Genomic DNA, 16867 nt, shown 5'->3' on the forward strand with positions numbered 1-16867 from the left:
CATTTCTGCCGATTACGCCGGCACTTCCACCTGCAACCCGTCGACACGCTGGAACCCGCGTGGCAGCTTGCTGCCGCGCCGTCCGCGCTCGCCCTTGTAATGCTCCAGGTCGTCCGCTTTCAAAGATAGGGTACGCTTGCCCGCTTGCAATACAAGGGTCGCGCCTTCGGCAATCACGGCCAGATCGGTGACATATTCTTCACGGTTGGCTACCCGGTCGCCCGGCACGCCAATGATCTTGTTGCCCTTGCCCTTGCCCAGCTGCGGCAGGTCGCTGACCTTGAACACCAGCAGGCGGCCTTCGGTGGTCACGGCTGCAAGCCAATCCTGCTCGCGATTGGCCACCGGGCGCGGGGTCATGACTTTGGCCCCGTTGGGCAGGCTGAGCAGGCCCTTGCCGGCCTTGTTCTTGGCCTGCAGGTCTTCACCCTTGACCACGAAGCCGTAGCCGGCATCCGAAGCCACTACGTACAGCGCGTCGTCTTCGGGCAACAACACGCATTCGAAGGTGGCCCCCGGTGGCGGCGTCAGGCGGCCGGTAAGGGGCTCGCCCTGGCCACGCGCCGATGGCAAGCTGTGGGCCGCCAGCGAGTAGCTGCGACCGGTAGAGTCGATCAGTACGGCAAACTGGTTGGAACGCCCGGCAGCGGCGGCCTTGAAGCCGTCGCCAGCCTTGTAGGAAAGGCCGGTGGCGTCGATATCATGGCCCTTGGCGCAGCGCACCCAGCCCTTTTCCGACAGCACCACGGTAACCGGCTCGGTCGGCATCAGTTCGTTTTCCGACAGGGCCTTGGCTTCGGCGCGCTCGACGATTGGCGAGCGGCGGTCGTCACCGTAGGTTTCGGCGTCCTTGATCAGTTCGCTGCGCACCAGCTTGCGTAGCTTGGCTTCGCTGCCCAGCAGCGCCTGCAGCTTGGCCTGCTCCTTCAGCAGCTCGTCCTGTTCACCGCGGATCTTCATCTCCTCCAGGCGCGCCAGCTGCCGCAAGCGGGTCTCGAGGATGTAGTCGGCCTGGATCTCGGTCAGGTCGAAGCGCGCGATCAGCGCCTGCTTGGGGTGCTCTTCGGTGCGGATGATATGAATCACTTCATCCAGGTTGAGGAACGCGGTGAGCAAGCCGTCCAACAGGTGCAGGCGCTTCTCGACCTTGTCCAGGCGGTGCTGGAGGCGGCGACGAACGGTATTGGTGCGGAACTCCAGCCACTCCACCAGGATCGCCCGCAAGTTCTTCAACTGCGGCCGGCCGTCAAGGCCGATGATGTTGACGTTGACCCGGTAGCTGCTTTCCAGGTCGGTAGTCGCGAACAGGTGTTGCATCAGTTCGTCGGCATCCACGCGATTGGAGCGCGGGATGATGACGATGCGGCACGGGTTCTCGTGGTCCGACTCGTCGCGCAGGTCGGCGACCATCGGCAGCTTCTTGGCTTGCATCTGCGCAGCGATCTGCTCCAGTACCTTGGCCCCGGAGACCTGGTGCGGCAGCGCGGTGACGACGATGTCGCCGTCTTCTACGCGGTAGACCGCGCGCATACGGATAGAGCCACGGCCGCTTTCGTACATCTTGAGGATTTCGGCACGCGGCGTGACGATTTCGGCCTCGGTCGGGTAGTCCGGCCCTTGGATGTGCTCGCACAACTGCTCGATGGTGGCTTTGGGCTCGTCGAGCAGGCGTACGCAGGCACTGGCCACTTCACGCAGGTTGTGCGGCGGCACGTCGGTGGCCATGCCCACGGCGATACCGGTGGTGCCGTTGAGCAGGATGTTGGGCAGGCGCGCCGGCAGCACGGCTGGCTCCTGCAAGGTGCCGTCGAAGTTCGGCACCCAGTCGACGGTGCCCTGGCCAACCTCGCTGAGCAGCACTTCGGCGTAGCGCGACAGGCGTGCCTCGGTGTAACGCATGGCGGCGAACGACTTCGGATCGTCCGGCGCACCCCAGTTACCCTGGCCATCGACCAGGGTATAGCGGTAGCTGAACGGCTGCGCCATCAGCACCATGGCCTCGTAGCAGGCCGAGTCGCCGTGGGGGTGGAACTTGCCGAGCACGTCACCGACGGTGCGCGCCGACTTCTTGTGCTTGGCATCGGCATCCAGCCCCAACTCGCTCATGGCGTAGACGATGCGGCGCTGCACCGGCTTCAGGCCATCGCCGATATGCGGCAAGGCACGGTCCATGATCACGTACATGGAGTAGTTGAGGTAGGCCTGTTCGGTGAAGTCAGCCAGCGAGCGGCGTTCGACGCCGTCCAGGCTGAGTTCCAGTGAGTCGCTCATGCGGGCCTCGTCATTTCAGGTTCTGGCGCAGCAGCATGGTGCCACCGCGCTGGGTAAATTCAAGTTGTTGCAGGGCACTCATGCCCAGTAATACGGTAGGCCCATCCAGGCCGGGCACGACGATGGCGCGTACGTCCTGCAGGCGGATATCGCCCAGTTGCAGGCTGGCCAGGCGCGTGCGGTAGCCTTCGGTGCGACCGTTGGCAGTGCTCAGCAGCACCGGGCTGCCGCGCTCCAGGTTCAAATCACGGGCCAGCGCCTCGGGGATCGCAACGTCCGTGGCACCGGTATCGAGCATGAAATGCACGACCTGGCCATTGATCGCTCCATCCACAACGAAGTGGCCCTGGCCATTACCGAGCAGACGCACCTCGATGAAGCCTTGGCCATGCTCGGACTGCACTTGGCTGTTGGGGTTGCGCCGACTGTCTTCCCACTGGCCGAAAAAGCGCGTGGCCAGGAACATGGCTGCCGCCCAGGCAAGGACCATCAGCACCCGCCCCGCGCGCTTGCCCGGCGCCTGGCTCATGGTTTGGCGCTCCAGCCACCTTCCGGCGCGTCGAAGCGCCAGACGATCGGGCGGCTCTCGCCATCGGCGCGGTCGCCGTTGTTGTTGTCCAGACCGATCCAGGCGCCGTGGGCGTCGATCACCAGTGCTTCGGCCAGACCGAACGGCTGATCGTAACGGCGCATGGGCTCCAACGCCTCGGCGGCGAACGACCAGCAACGCTCGACCTTGCCGCTGTCAGCGTCACGCCGGCATACCCGGTAGGCATTGCGCTCAAGGGTGAACAGCTTGCCCTCGAACCAGGCCAGGTCGGCAAAATCGCGCGACAGGGCGCGGGCATTTGGCATTTGCGCCGGCTGCATCTCGACCCCGGCCTCGCTCAGCAGTACGCAACTGCGCCCGCAGGTCCATACCGACTGCTGGCGTTCGATGGCCACCAGGCCACGGCGCTCACGCTCGGCGGCCAGCCACAGGCGATCGCCTGCGGGGTTGATCGCCAGGCCTTCGAACAGGGCATTGAAGTTCAGCAGCATGCCGCTGGCCCTGGCCTGGCGAACCATGGCCTGATCAATTTTCAACCAGTCCGGCTGGCCCTCCTGCGGCAGTTGCAGCACGGCGGCGTGGGCCTCGCTGACCAGGTACATGTTGCCCGCCTGGTCGCAGCTGATGCCTTCGAAATCCAGCTCGCCGCCACGTATGTAGGAAGCCGCCCAGTTACGTGACTTCAAGCCCCACGGCAGGCCACTTTCCGGCACGGGTGGCGGGGTGAAGGTCAGCGGCTGCGCACGCCAGGTGGCGTTTTGCTGGTCGAAACGGTAGATGCGGTCGTCATCACGATCGGAGACGCCCCACAGCCCGCCCCGGCATTCCGCGAGCCCAGACAGGTTGCCACCGCGCATGCCGTCGATCGGGTGCTCGGCACTCAGCTTCAGCTCCGGCCAATTGCCCGCCAGGCTTGGCAGGGCAACCAGCGCCAGACAGGCCGACAGAAGCAGACGAATCAAACCATGACCTCAGCCAGGTTGCCTTTGGTTTCCAGCCAGCTCTTGCGGTCACCGGCGCGTTTCTTGGCCAGCAGCTTGTCCATCAGCTCGCAGGTCGCCTGTACGTCGTCCAGCGTCAGCTGCACCAGGCGCCGCGTGTTCGGGTCCATGGTGGTTTCACGCAGCTGTGGCGGGTTCATCTCGCCCAGGCCCTTGAAGCGCGTTACCTGAGGCTTGCCGCGCTTCTTCTCGGCAACCAGCCGGTCGAGAATGCCGTCACGCTCGGCTTCGTCGAGGGCGTAGTAGATTTCCTTGCCCAGGTCGATGCGGTACAGCGGCGGCATGGCCACGTATACGTGCCCGGCCTCGACCAGCGCGCGGAAGTGCTGGACGAACAACGCACACAGCAGGGTGGCGATGTGCAAGCCGTCGGAGTCGGCGTCGGCGAGGATGCAGATCTTGCCGTAGCGCAATTGCGCCAGGTCGGTGGCACCCGGATCGACACCAATGGCCACGGCAATGTTGTGCACTTCCTGGCTGGCGAGGACTTCGCCACCATCCACTTCCCAAGTGTTGAGGATCTTGCCGCGCAGCGGCAGGATGGCCTGGAATTCCTTGTCCCGCGCCTGCTTGGCCGAACCACCGGCCGAGTCACCCTCGACCAGGAACAGCTCGGCGCGCATCGGGTCCTGGCCGGCGCAGTCAGCCAGCTTGCCGGGCAGCGCCGGGCCCTGGGTGACGCGTTTGCGCTCGACTTTCTTGCTGGCCTTGAGGCGGCGGCCGGCATTGCTGATGGCCAGTTCTGCCAGTTGCATGCCCAGCTCAGGGTGGCCGTTGAGCCACAGGCTGAAGGCGTCCTTGACCACCCCGGAGACGAACGCCGCCGCCTCACGCGAGGACAGCCGCTCTTTGGTCTGCCCGGAGAACTGCGGGTCCTGCATCTTCATCGACAACACGAAGGTAATGCGTTCCCAGACGTCTTCCGGCGCCAGCTTTACCCCACGCGGCAGCAGATTGCGGAACTCGCAGAACTCGCGCATGGCATCCAGCAGGCCCTGGCGCAGGCCGTTGACGTGGGTACCGCCCTGCGCGGTGGGGATCAGGTTGACGTAGCTTTCCTGGATGCTGTCGCCGCCTTCAGGCAGCCACAGCAAGGCCCAGTCCACGGCCTCCTTGTTACCGGCCAGGCTGCCACAGAACGGCTCTTCGGGCAGGCGCTGGAATTCGTTGACCGAATCGACCAGATAGGAGCGCAGGCCATCCTCGTAGTGCCATTCGACCTTCTCACCACTGCCCTTGTCCTCGAAGCTGACCAGCAGGCCCGGGCACAAGACCGCCTTGGCCTTGAGCACGTGCTTGAGGCGGCTGATGGAGAACTTGGGCGAGTCGAAGTACTTCGGGTCTGGGCTGAAGTACACGCTGGTGCCGGTATTGCGCTTGCCGACCGAGCCGACCACTTCCAGCTCGCTGGCCTTGAAGCCGTCGGCGAAGGTCATCTGGTATTCGTTGCCGTCACGCTTGACGCGCACGCGCACCTGGGTCGACAGGGCGTTGACCACCGAAATGCCCACACCGTGCAAACCACCGGAGAACTGGTAGTTCTTGTTGGAGAACTTGCCGCCAGCGTGCAGTTTGGTGAGGATCAGCTCGACCCCGGACACACCCTCTTCCGGGTGGATGTCCACCGGCATGCCACGGCCGTCATCGCTGACCTCCAGCGAATGGTCGGCATGCAGGATGACCTGCACCGAACGGGCGTGGCCGGCCAGGGCTTCGTCGACACTGTTGTCGATGACTTCCTGGGCCAAATGGTTGGGGCGGCTGGTATCGGTGTACATGCCCGGCCGCTTGCGGACCGGGTCAAGGCCCGAGAGGACTTCGATGGCGTCTGCGTTATAGGCGCTAGCGCTGGGATTGGCCATAAGGTCTCGTCGTCAGTCTGGTGAATGCAAAAAAGTCAAAATACAGAAAAATCGAGCGCCGCATACTGCCCGCGGGCAATTCCGGCAAAGGCCAGCAGGGCCGGCAGACGCTCGGCAAAGCCCTGGAAGCTGTGGTCACCGCCGGCCTGGATACGCAGGGCACAGGCACGGTAATAGCGCTCGGCGTGGCGATAGTCCAGGGTTTCATCGGCGGTTTGCAGCCATACCTGATAGCGATTGGCATCTACCGGGGCTGGAACTTCCAGCTCGGCCAGGGCCTGCACGTGATCAAGGGTCAGCTCCCAGGTTTCATCGGTGTAGTGATTGCGCTGGGTACCCAGGTAGCCGTCGAAATGCTTGTGCGGGGTTACCGCCGGGTTGACCAGCAGGGCCTTGAGACCCTGTCGCTCGGCCAGGTGGGTGGCATAGTAGCCGCCGAGCGAACTGCCCACCAGCAATGGCGCACCGAGCTCGGCGATGGCTGCTTCGAGCTGGACCATGGCCTGGCGTGGGTGATGGTGCAAGGCGGGCACCCGCAGCTGGTCGGCGAGGCCGAGCTGCTGCATGACGGCTTCGAGTTGGCGCGCCTTGGTTGAAAGCGGCGAGCTGTTGAAGCCATGGATATAGAGGATGGAACCCGACATGCTGCCCCCGGAATCTGTGGCTTCGCGCCTGATGATGCGGGCGCAGGGACGCGCAGTGTAGCGCGTTCGCCGGGTTTTGACGCAGTGTCACGGGTTTCGCAACAATTTCTTCAAGAGCGCCGGCAGCTGCGCAGCAGCCCCGTGGTTTTCAATACCCCGGGCTGTCGAAGTCGAGCTTCACTTCAAAGTCCTGGGCCCGCTCCACCCCGGTTTCCAGCCGACCGTCGGCGTGCAGTCGCAGCCAGCGGTAGCCTGGCTGTTCTTCGCTCACCTGAAAGTCCTCGCTGCGCGCCGCGAACTGAATGCAGGTCGACGGCGTAGCCAGCAGCCGCCGGGCATCGCGCTGTTCATCCCACGCTTGATGTACATGCCCCCACAGCAACGCCCGCACCTGTGGATAACGCTCGACTATATCGAACAGGACCTGGGCATTGCGCAAGCCAATCGGCGCGATCCAGGCACAGCCGATATCCACCGGCTGATGGTGGCAGCACACCAGGCAATGCCGCTCGCCCGCGTCTTTCAAGGCTGCCTCGAGCAGTAGCAGCTGGTCATCTGCCAAAAAGCCATGGGTCGCCCCCGGCACGGCAGTGTTGAGCATGACAATGCGCCAAGCGCCAATATCGGTCACCGCCTGCACCAGCTCTGGCGCGACCTGCGCCATGACCTGGGCCTCGTCGTGATTGCCCGGCAACCAGCGAGTCGGCACGGCAAACGGCGCAGTCAGCTCACGGAACGCCTGGTAAGAAGCAACGCTGGCGTCCTGCGACAGGTCGCCGGTGCACAACAGCACATCGACAAGCGGTTGCTCGCGCCGCGCCTGGGCGACCACATGGCGCAGGCTGTCGCGGGTGTTGAGGCCCAGCATGCTGCCCGCCGGGTCGGCGAACAGGTGGGCATCGGTCAGTTGCACCACATGCACGGGGCGCGATTGGTCTGGCTGCGGCAACGGCCGTCTCCTCGAACGGTTTCAGCAGGAATTATGGCTGGGCAACGGTCGCGAGCAAACACCCGCAAACGACCTGCGTCACACTTCAGCGAACACTCGCCAGTTCGTGGCCGCACGCCAGGCAGTGGCTCAGCCATTCACCGAGGAACAGGTTGAGCTGGGCTTTCTCATCTGGCTGGTGCATGGCTTCGTTCGGGTACGGGTAGATGCTGCGCAGGCGCCGGGTGTGTTCGGCACTGACCACTTCGGCCATGCGCGCATCGTGGTAAACCTGCACTTCCAGGTGCGGCACCGGCAGCCACGGCAAGCTGTGCTCCTGACGCACGTGCAGGGTGGTGGTGTAAGGGCAGGCCAGGACTACGTCGAGCACGAGCACGCCGAGCATCTGGTCGCCCTGGGTCATACCAATGCGGCGCGAGCTCTGGGTAGTGCGCATATCGGGCAGCAGGCGCATCAGCCGGGCGTAGTTGGCCTCGCAGGCCGCCTGCAGCCCGACCAGGTCGACTCGATAGCGCTCGCGCAACAGGTTCACTTCCACATACCTCGTACTTCGTCACGGTTCAGCGCCAGCCATTGCAGGCCAATGATGGTCGCGGCATTGCAGATGCGCCCATCGCGCACTGCCTGCAAGGCATCCTCGAACGACCACACGCGCACGCGGATGTCTTCGCCCTCTTCTTCAAGACCGTGCAGGCCACCGGCCCCTTCGCTGGTGCAACGACCAAGGAACAGGTGGACGTACTCGTCACTGCCGCCGGGCGAAGGGAAGTAGCGGGTCATCGGCCACAGGGCACTGAAGGTCAGGCCGGCCTCTTCCTGGGCTTCGCGGTGGGCAACCTCTTCGGGTTGTTCATCCTTGTCGATCAACCCGGCCACCATTTCGATCAGCCAGGGGTTGTCGGTCTTGCCCATGGCGCCCACGCGGAACTGCTCGATCAGCACCACTTCATCGCGCTGCGGGTCGTAGGGCAGCACGCACACCGCATCATGGCGCACAAACAGCTCACGACTGATCTCGCGGCCCATCCCCCCGGCGAACAGCTCGTGGCGCAGGTGCACCTTATCGAGCTTGTAGAAGCCCTGGAAGCAATTGGCCCGCTTGACGATCTCGACCGCCTTGGGCACTGAGTTCAACGTGTTTGACATGGAAATCCTCATTACCTCACTTACTGCATCGCGCCATCCTACTCTGCACGCTAGCGGGTTTCACCCCTTTCCAGTAACCGTTCGCGCACTCGGGACAGCGGGTCTTCACTCTGTTAGCTTAGTGGCGAACTGAAGGCCGCGCAGACGGTCAAAGGCCGACTTTTCCCTGTTCTGCAAGGATCATCATGACACTTGTCAAACTGACTTCCGTGGCCGTGCTGGCACTCGCTCTGGGCGCCTGCCAGAGCCTGTTCACACCCAACTACCGGACCCCGCTCGAGGTCAAGCGCGACGCCTGGGAGCATGTCAAACCCGGCTGCAGCGAAAGCGACTGCCCGCTGGTAAACATCGACGTGGTCCACTTCCCGGCCCTGCCCAAGCTCGACGGCATCGTCGAAAAAAGCCTGCTGCAGCTCACCGAAGACAATCAGCATGGCACCGCGCCGGGCACCCTGCAGGCCTACGAGCAGCAATATCTGGCCAGTGCCGACAAACGTAACAGCAGCTACCTGCAAGCCAAGGTACGCGAGCAGCATGACGGGCTGGTGATCATCGAGCTGTCCAGCTACCTGGACAGCGGTGGCGCCCACGGCATGCCCGGGCGTGGCTTCATCAACTATTCGCGCAAACTGGACAAGGTGCTGACCCTGCAGGACATGCTGGTGCCTGGCCAGGAAGATACGTTCTGGAAAACCGTCGAAGAATCGCACCGTGCCTGGCTGATGAGCGTGGGCATGGACAAGGACGCCGAGTTCGTCAAGACCTGGCCGTTCAAGAAGTCGCCGCACATCGCCCTGACGTACGGCGCGGTGGTGGTCAAGTACGAGGTCTATGCCATCGCGCCCTATTCCATGGGCCACGTGGAACTGAAAATCCCCTACCCGCGCCTGAACGGCGTACTCAAGCCTGAACTGTTTCCCGGCCGCGGCTAAGGCTTAACAGCCCATGCAGTACACCTGCCAGCAGCAATGCTGGCAGGGTAGCGCCCAGCTCCGGAGCGTTGGCGGCAATCAGGTGATAGGCCGCCACCCCCGCAAACCAGGCCGCCAGTGCCTGCCAGTGCAAGCCTCCCACCTGTGCCGGCAGGCGACGACGACGGATCACGTAGTGGTCCATCAGCACCACGCCGAACAGCGGCGCGAACACCGAGCCGATCAGCAGCAGGAAGTTTTCGTACTGGGCCAGTGGCGCCAGCAGGGCAATCAGGGTGCACAGCAAGCCAATGGCCAGCGCCAGGTGCTCGACCTTTACAGGTACCAGCACGCCCGTGGACACAGCCGCCGAGTGGATGTCGGCAAACGCCTTTTCCGACTCGTCCAGCAGGATGAGCAGCAGCGGAATGCCCATGCCTGCGCCTGCCAGGGCCAGCAGCAAGGCATTCACTTCGCCACTGGCGGCGAACGCCAGCGTGTAGGCCACGCCCAGGCTCATCAGCCAGGTGTTGCCGATGAAATAGCCAAGTACCGTGCCGCCGAACACATGCTTGCCATTACGGGCGAAACGCGAGTAATCGGCGATCAGCGGCAGCCACGACAGCGGCATGGCAATGACGATGTCGAAACCCACTGCCAGCGACATCGACCCATCCCCGGCGCGGTTCCAAAGGTCTGCCAGGTCGGCCTTGGCGAACAGGTTCCAGGTTAGCCAGACGCATGCGCCCAGCAGCAACCAGATACCCCAGGCGCGTAGCACCTTGCGCACGAAGGCCAGTGGCCCGCTGACGGCCAGCAGGGTGGCCAGGGCACCGAAGCACAGGGTCCACAGCATCGGGCTGTTCCAGGCACTGTCTTCGCCGAATGCCCGCGCGCCCAGCAGGCTGGCGGCATCGCGCATGACAATGATCTCGAACGCACCCCAACCCACCAGTTGCAGCAGGTTGAGCAGCGCCGGCAAGCGGGCCCCATGGCTACCCAGGCTGAGCTTCAGGGTGCCCATGGCGGACAGGCCGGTGTCGCTGCCGATAACCCCCGCCGCACCCAGCAACAGCACACCGACACCGGTGCCCAGGGCGATGGCCAGCACGGCGCCAGCAAGGCCCAGGCCTGGCGCCAGCATGGCGCCGACCTGCAGCACCATCAGGCCGATGCCGAGGGAAAACCACAGTGAAAACAGGTCGCGAGCGCCAAAGATGCGCTGCTGGATGGGGATTGGATGGTCGGGGGAGAACTGGCTGGGTGATGTCATGGTTGGCGCTCGCCGGCAATATTGTTGGTGTTCCTGGCGAGGACTTCGTCCTCGTATCGCGACGCAAGGCCGCTCCCCCAAAAACCACGCAGGCTTCGAGGCTTGCGCGGTCCTTGTGGGAGCGGCCTTGCGTCGCGAAAGGGCCGCAAAGCGGCCCCAGCGTGCTTAGACTTTGTGGTACAGCTGGCTGCCTTCCTGGCGGAACCGCTCGGCCTGCTCGCGCATGCCTTGTTCGACCGTCACGTCCACGGCCTCGATCTTGGCGGCGTATTCACGCACTTCCTGGGTGATCTTCATCGAACAGAACTTCGGCCCACACATCGAGCAGAAATGCGCGACCTTGGCCGACTCCTTTGGCAGGGTCTCGTCGTGGTAGGCACGGGCAGTGTCCGGGTCCAGGCCGAGGTTGAACTGGTCTTCCCAGCGGAACTCGAAACGCGCCTTGGACAGGGCGTTGTCACGGATCTGCGCGCCCGGGTGCCCCTTGGCAAGGTCGGCGGCATGTGCGGCGATCTTGTAGGTGATGATGCCGGTCTTGACGTCATCCTTGTTCGGCAGGCCCAGGTGCTCCTTGGGGGTGACGTAGCAGAGCATGGCGCAACCGAACCAGCCGATCATCGCCGCACCAATGCCCGAAGTGATGTGATCGTAGCCCGGGGCGATATCGGTGGTCAGCGGGCCGAGGGTGTAGAACGGCGCCTCGTCGCAGCACTCCAGCTGCTTGTCCATGTTCTCTTTGATCAGCTGCATCGGCACGTGGCCAGGGCCTTCGATCATGCACTGCACGTCGTGCTTCCAGGCGATCTTGGTCAGCTCGCCCAAGGTTTCCAGTTCACCGAACTGCGCGGCGTCGTTGGCGTCGGCAATCGAGCCAGGACGCAGGCCGTCACCCAGCGAGAAGCTGACGTCGTAGGCCTTCATGATTTCGCAGATTTCATCGAAGTGGGTGTACAGGAAGTTTTCCTTGTGGTGCGCCAGGCACCACTTGGCCATGATCGAGCCACCACGGCTGACGATGCCGGTGACACGCTTGGCGGTCAGCGGCACATAGCGCAGCAGCACACCAGCGTGGATGGTGAAGTAGTCCACACCCTGCTCGGCCTGCTCGATCAGCGTGTCGCGGAACAGCTCCCAGGTCAGGTCTTCGGCTACGCCATTGACCTTTTCCAGAGCCTGGTAGATCGGCACGGTACCGATCGGCACCGGCGAGTTGCGAATGATCCACTCGCGGGTTTCGTGGATGTGCTTGCCGGTGGACAGGTCCATGACCGTGTCGGAGCCCCAGCGTATCCCCCAGGTCAGCTTGGCCACTTCTTCCTCGATCGAGGAACCCAGGGCGCTGTTGCCGATGTTGCCATTGATCTTCACCAGGAAGTTGCGGCCGATGATCATCGGCTCCAGTTCCGGGTGGTTGATGTTGGCCGGGATGATCGCGCGGCCACGGGCGACTTCTTCGCGGACGAATTCGGGGGTGATTTCTTTGGGGATGTTGGCACCGAAGCTGTGGCCGGCATGCTGCTCGTCGAGCAGGCCGGCGGCACGGGCTTCCTGCAGCTTCATGTTTTCGCGGATGGCCACGTATTCCATCTCGGCGGTGATGATGCCCTGGCGGGCATAGTGCATCTGCGAGACGTTGGCACCGGCCTTGGCCCGGCGCGGATTACGCACGTGGGCAAAACGCAGCTTGGCCAGTTCGGCATCGTTCAGGCGCTGCTGGCCGAAGTCGGAGCTCAGGCCGTCCAGGCGCTCGGTGTCACCGCGGGCTTCGATCCAGGCCGAACGAACATCGCCCAGTCCCTTGCGTACATCGATGATGACATCGGGGTCGGTGTACGGGCCGGAGGTGTCGTAGACCAGCACCGGGGCGTTGGTTTCGCCACCAAAATCGGTCGGGGTATCGTCAAGGCTGATTTCGCGCATGGGGACGCGGATATCCGGGCGCGAGCCTTCGACATAGATCTTGCGCGAACGGCGGAAGGGTTGCACGGACTGCTGATCGACTTGTGCCGATTCGCTGAGGTTGATCGCTTTTTCTTGTTTGGTCATCACAGGCTCTCCAGACGGCTTCCTAGCAGTGGAATGTCGGGGTGAACCTGAAAAAGCGCGGACGCACCCTGGATGGGTGCAGTGCCGGATATGGGGGTGCCTGAAGCTGCATGCAGCTGCGACATTCCCGGACCTGGCACAAGAGGCTCCCCGGGAAGGCGAGCAATCTTGTTCCCTACGCAGGCGCTAACCTGATCAGGTTCAACGGGATCCGCACCTCTGCGATCTCAGCCTTTGCTTCAAGGCACCCCGACAAGAACATGCGCAGTCTAGACTGGAGTGGTCGGCAAAGCCAAGCGGGTAAATGCGCGGATGATGAAAGGCACACCGAGCGATTGTTGCCGGGTGCGCATGGCACTACACTGGCGCATCGCTCGATACTCAACAGTTCAGTAATTAAATTTCGTACAAGGATTGCCTCTATGCTGCGCAAACTCTCACTGGCGATAGCCGTGTCTTGTGCGTCCAACGGAATGGTCTGGGCAGCGGACCTGCCCTCGACAGTCAGAACCGACCTGGTCAGCGTCTATCAGGAAGCGGTAGACAACAACGCCGATCTGGCTGCGGCACGCGCCGATTATGGCGCCCGCCGCGAAGTAGTGCCCCAGGCACGCGCCGGGCTGCTACCGAACCTGTCGGCCGATGCCGAAATGATGAACACCCGCACCAAGCTGGACGAGCCTTCCATCACCTCCAACCGCAGCGGCAACTCCTGGAGCGCGACCTTGGCCCAGCCGATCTTCCGCGCTGATCGCTGGTTCCAGCTGCAGGCAGCCGAAGCGGTCAACGAACAGGCAGCGCTGGAGCTGTCGGCGACTGAACAGAACCTGATCCTGCAAACCGCACAGAACTACTTTGCCGTCCTGCGCGCGCAGGACAATCTGGCCGCGACCAAGGCGGAGGAAGCCGCGTTCAAGCGCCAACTGGACCAGTCCAACGAGCGCTTCGATGTGGGCCTGTCGGACAAGACCGACGTGCTGCAATCCCAAGCCAGTTATGACACTGCACGGGCCAACCGGATCATCGCCGAGCGCCAGGTGCAGGATGCCTTCGAAGCGCTGGTCACCCTGACCAACCGTGAATACACCTCGATCCAAGGCGTGGTGCATACGCTGCCGGTGCAGGTACCAACGCCAAACGACGCCAAAGCCTGGGTCGAAACCGCCGGCCGCCAGAACCTCAACCTGCTGGCCACCAACTATGCGGTGTCTGCTGCCGAAGAGACACTGCGCCAGCGCAAGGCCGGCCATGCGCCGACCCTGGACGCAGTGGCCAAGTACCAGAAGGGTGATAACGACAGCCTCGGTTTTACCAACCCTTCACAATTGGGTGTGCGCTACAGCGGCGATGTCGAACAGACCAGCGTTGGCCTGCAGTTGAATATTCCGATCTACAGCGGCGGCCTGACCAGTTCGCAGGTACGCGAGGCTTACCAGCGCCTGAGCCAGAGCGAGCAACAGCGGGAAAGCCTGCGCCGTCAGGTCGTGGAAAACACCCGTAACCTGCACCGCGCGGTTAACACCGACGTGGAACAGGTACAGGCGCGCAAGCAGTCGATCATCTCCAACCAAAGTGCGCTGGAAGCTACCGAAATCGGTTACCAGGTTGGTACCCGCAACATCGTTGACGTGCTCGATGCCCAGCGTCAGCTGTACACCTCGGTGCGCGACTACAACAATAGCCGTTACGACTACATCCTCGACAACCTGAGCCTGAAGCAGGCAGCCGGCACCCTGAGCCCGCAAGACCTCCAGGACCTCAAGCGCTACCTGAAACCTGACTACAACCCGGACAAGGACTTCCTGCCGCCTGACCTGGCGGCAGCAGCGGCCAAAAACTTCGAGCGTAGGCCTTAAGACAGGTGTTGGACTCTTCGCGGGCTTGCCCGCTCACACAGGGATTTCGCAGCCCTCGAGCCATGCATCAATCCTGTGGGAGCGGGCGAGCCCGCGAAGAAGCCAATGCCAAAATCAGCGGATAAGCGCGCCCAGCCCATCAAGCAGGCGCTGCAGCGCCCCCTGATTGGCCCGCATCACCGCCCTGCCCGCCTCGCCCATGCGCTGGGCGTCCTGCGGTAGTTCCACCAGACGACGCACAGCACCGGCCAGCCCGTCAGCATCATCCACCAGCTGCAAAGCCCCTGCCTCGCGCAGCATCGCGCTGATTTCGAGGAAGTTGAACACATGTGGCCCCATGAGCACTGGCAAGGCCAGCGCCGCAGGCTCCAACGGATTGTGCCCACCGGTCGGCACCAGGCTGCCGCCGACAAAGGCAATATCGGCCAGGGCATAGAGGAACAGCAACTCACCCATGGTGTCGCCCAGCAACACGCAGGTTTGCGCATCGACCGGCGCTGCAGCAGAACGGCGCACGGTGGTGAATTGCTCGCTGCACAGCGTATGCACTGCAGCAAACCGCTCAGGGTGACGCGGCACCAGGATCAGCAAGGCATCGCCATGCACCTGCAACAACTGCCGATGCGCCTGCAGAATCAGCGCATCTTCACCATCATGGGTACTGGCGGCAATCCACACTGGCCGTTGTTCTGCCCCCCACTGTTCACGCAAAGCCCTGGCACGCGGTTGCAGTTGCTCATCGATCTTGAGGTCGAATTTGATCGAGCCGGTGACCTGCACGCACTCAGGGCGGGCGCCCAGGTCACGGAAGCGTTGCGCCTCGGTTTCGGTCTGCACGGCGATCAGGCTCATCTCCGCCAGCATCGGCCTGGTCAGCCCGGCAAAGCGCCCGTAACCGCGTGCCGAGCGCTCGGACAAACGCGCATTGGCAAGCGCCACCGGAATGCCGCGCTTGGCACACTGGTGAATGTGATTGGGCCACAACTCGGTTTCCATGATGATGCCCAGTTTCGGCCGCACATGATCGAGAAAACGCCCGGCGGCCCATGGCAGGTCATACGGCAGGTAGCAATGCTGCACGCGGGGTTCGTCGGCGAACATGGCGCGGATACGCTCGGAACCGGTGGGGGTCATGCAGGTGAGCGTGATCGGCAGTTCCGGATAGGCCTTGAGCAGGGCGCGTACCATGGGCGCTGCGGCAATGCTCTCGCCCACCGACACCGCATGCACCCAGAGCCCACCTTGGCGCATGGCCGGCAGCTTGAAGGCAAAGCGCTCGCCGATGCGCTGGCCATAGGCTGGCGCCTTGCGCGCGCGCAGATACAGGCGCAGCGCAACCAGCGGCAGGCCTAAGTGAAACAGCAAGGTATAGAGTGTTCTGTTCATGGCGGCGAAGTTTACCCGATCGCGCGCAGGTGCACTGCAAAGCGCTCGGCCAGCCACTGCGCAGCAGGGCCCAGGGGTTGATCACGGCGCCAGGCCAATTCCGCCACCAAGGCCGGTGGCCGCCAATCGCTGTCCAGTTCGACCATGTGCGCTTGGTAGGTCGGGTACTGCACCACATGCCGTGGTAACCAGGCCCAGCCCAGGCCGCGCATCAGCAGTTCCGCCATGGCGTAGAAGCTGTCGGCCCGCCAAATCTGCGGGCTTATCGCTTCGCCGCCGGGGTACCCGCTTTGTTGTGGCGTGATCAGCAACTGCCGGTGGCGGGCCAATTGTTGTCGGGTGACACGGCCTTCACCCGCCAGCGGGTGCCCGACCGCGCACACCGTGACCATCTCCACGCTGCCCAAGGCACGGCGCTCCAAGGAAGCCGGGATGCTTTCGTGGAGGAAGAACAGGCCCAGGTCGGCGCGCCGCTCCACCAGCTTGCGCGCCACATCGCCCTGGGCTCCGCTAGCCAATTGCACCTCCAGGAACGGGTAGCGACTAGCCAGTTCGTCAAGGCTGTCGATCACCGGCTGATACGGCATGGCTTCGTCCTGAGCGACCCGCAGCAAGGCCTCCTGCCCTCGCATCAGGGCCAGGGCGCGGCCATCCAGGCGTTCGCACTGGCGGAGCAATTCGCGGGCATCTTCCAGCAAGGCGCTGCCGTTTTCGGTCAATTTTGGTTGCCGGCCGCTGCTGCGCTCGAACAGGGTAACGCCAAGGTCGGTTTCGAGCAGAGCGATGGCGCTGCTGATCGCCGACTGGGCTTTGTGCTGTTCGCGGGCCACCGCAGAGAACGAGCGCAGTTCCGCAACGCGCAGAAAGGTACGCAGTTGTTCAAGGTTCCACTGCTCGGCCATCAGCCTATCTCCAATATTGATAGGTAATGACTTTACCCCATCCTGGCGAAGTCTAGAATGCCCGCTTAGT

General features: G+C 63.4%; 14 protein-coding genes and 1 riboswitch. Of the genes, 2 read left to right on the forward strand and 12 right to left on the reverse strand.

Annotated features, from left to right (window positions below; genetic code table 11):
• Positions 1 to 12: 12 nt before the first annotated feature.
• From parC to DMX11_RS19315, 8 genes are all read right to left on the reverse strand, one after another.
• Positions 13 to 2271, reverse strand: coding sequence for a DNA topoisomerase IV subunit A (gene parC, locus DMX11_RS19280; protein WP_110745955.1), 2259 nt, complete (start codon positions 2269 to 2271; stop codon positions 13 to 15).
• Between the two features lie 10 nt (positions 2272 to 2281).
• Positions 2282 to 2800 carry a TIGR02281 family clan AA aspartic protease gene (locus DMX11_RS19285; protein WP_110745956.1) on the reverse strand — a complete coding sequence of 173 codons (519 nt, stop codon included), beginning with the start codon at positions 2798 to 2800 and terminating at the stop codon, positions 2282 to 2284.
• Entirely contained in the window at positions 2797 to 3783 is a 987-nt protein-coding gene (locus DMX11_RS19290) for an esterase-like activity of phytase family protein (protein ID WP_110745957.1), read from the reverse strand. The genes DMX11_RS19285 and DMX11_RS19290 overlap by 4 nt, the downstream gene beginning before the upstream one ends.
• A complete protein-coding gene (parE, locus tag DMX11_RS19295; RefSeq protein WP_110745958.1) occupies positions 3780 to 5684 on the reverse strand; it encodes a DNA topoisomerase IV subunit B in 1905 nt (634 codons plus the stop codon). Before parE ends, DMX11_RS19290 begins: the two co-directional genes overlap by 4 nt.
• Positions 5685 to 5719: 35 nt before the next feature.
• Positions 5720 to 6328 (reverse strand): YqiA/YcfP family alpha/beta fold hydrolase, encoded by a 609-nt coding sequence (locus DMX11_RS19300; RefSeq protein ID WP_110745959.1) that lies wholly within the window; start codon positions 6326 to 6328, stop codon positions 5720 to 5722.
• Positions 6329 to 6476: 148 nt separating this feature from the next.
• Positions 6477 to 7277, reverse strand: coding sequence for a 3',5'-cyclic-AMP phosphodiesterase (gene cpdA, locus DMX11_RS19305; protein WP_110745960.1), 801 nt, complete (start codon positions 7275 to 7277; stop codon positions 6477 to 6479).
• 85 nt (positions 7278 to 7362) lie between these two features.
• Positions 7363 to 7815, reverse strand: a complete 453-nt coding sequence (locus DMX11_RS19310; protein ID WP_016501905.1) for a DUF1249 domain-containing protein — start codon at positions 7813 to 7815, stop codon at positions 7363 to 7365.
• On the reverse strand, positions 7806 to 8423 hold the full coding sequence (locus DMX11_RS19315; protein WP_110745961.1) for an NUDIX domain-containing protein: 618 nt from the start codon (positions 8421 to 8423) through the stop codon (positions 7806 to 7808). The genes DMX11_RS19310 and DMX11_RS19315 overlap by 10 nt, the downstream gene beginning before the upstream one ends.
• Positions 8424 to 8608: 185 nt before the next feature.
• Here DMX11_RS19315 and DMX11_RS19320 point away from each other — a divergent pair, with 185 nt between their 5' ends.
• Entirely contained in the window at positions 8609 to 9355 is a 747-nt protein-coding gene (locus DMX11_RS19320) for an RsiV family protein (protein ID WP_110745962.1), read from the forward strand.
• Here DMX11_RS19320 and cytX read toward each other — a convergent pair.
• Both cytX and thiC read right to left on the reverse strand, forming a co-directional pair.
• Positions 9324 to 10607, reverse strand: coding sequence for a putative hydroxymethylpyrimidine transporter CytX (gene cytX / locus DMX11_RS19325; RefSeq protein ID WP_110745963.1), 1284 nt, complete (start codon positions 10605 to 10607; stop codon positions 9324 to 9326). The genes DMX11_RS19320 and cytX overlap by 32 nt on opposite strands.
• 165 nt (positions 10608 to 10772) lie before the next feature.
• Positions 10773 to 12653, reverse strand: a complete 1881-nt coding sequence (thiC, locus tag DMX11_RS19330; RefSeq protein WP_110745964.1) for a phosphomethylpyrimidine synthase ThiC — start codon at positions 12651 to 12653, stop codon at positions 10773 to 10775.
• Positions 12654 to 12808: 155 nt separating this feature from the next.
• Positions 12809 to 12915, reverse strand: a riboswitch (TPP riboswitch).
• A 160-nt stretch (positions 12916 to 13075) separates the two neighbouring features.
• Between thiC and DMX11_RS19335 the strand changes: the two genes are divergently transcribed.
• Positions 13076 to 14509, forward strand: coding sequence for a TolC family outer membrane protein (locus DMX11_RS19335; protein WP_110745965.1), 1434 nt, complete (start codon positions 13076 to 13078; stop codon positions 14507 to 14509).
• A gap of 114 nt (positions 14510 to 14623) precedes the next feature.
• Here the strand turns inward: DMX11_RS19335 and waaA are convergent, their stop codons facing one another.
• Both waaA and DMX11_RS19350 read right to left on the reverse strand, forming a co-directional pair.
• Positions 14624 to 15895 carry a lipid IV(A) 3-deoxy-D-manno-octulosonic acid transferase gene (gene waaA, locus DMX11_RS19345; RefSeq protein WP_110745966.1) on the reverse strand — a complete coding sequence of 424 codons (1272 nt, stop codon included), beginning with the start codon at positions 15893 to 15895 and terminating at the stop codon, positions 14624 to 14626.
• A gap of 11 nt (positions 15896 to 15906) precedes the next feature.
• On the reverse strand, positions 15907 to 16797 hold the full coding sequence (locus tag DMX11_RS19350; RefSeq protein WP_110745967.1) for a LysR family transcriptional regulator: 891 nt from the start codon (positions 16795 to 16797) through the stop codon (positions 15907 to 15909).
• Positions 16798 to 16867: the final 70 nt, after the last annotated feature.

The sequence above is a fragment of the Pseudomonas sp. LB-090624 genome, from assembly GCF_003205205.1.
GTDB lineage: Bacteria > Pseudomonadota > Gammaproteobacteria > Pseudomonadales > Pseudomonadaceae > Aquipseudomonas.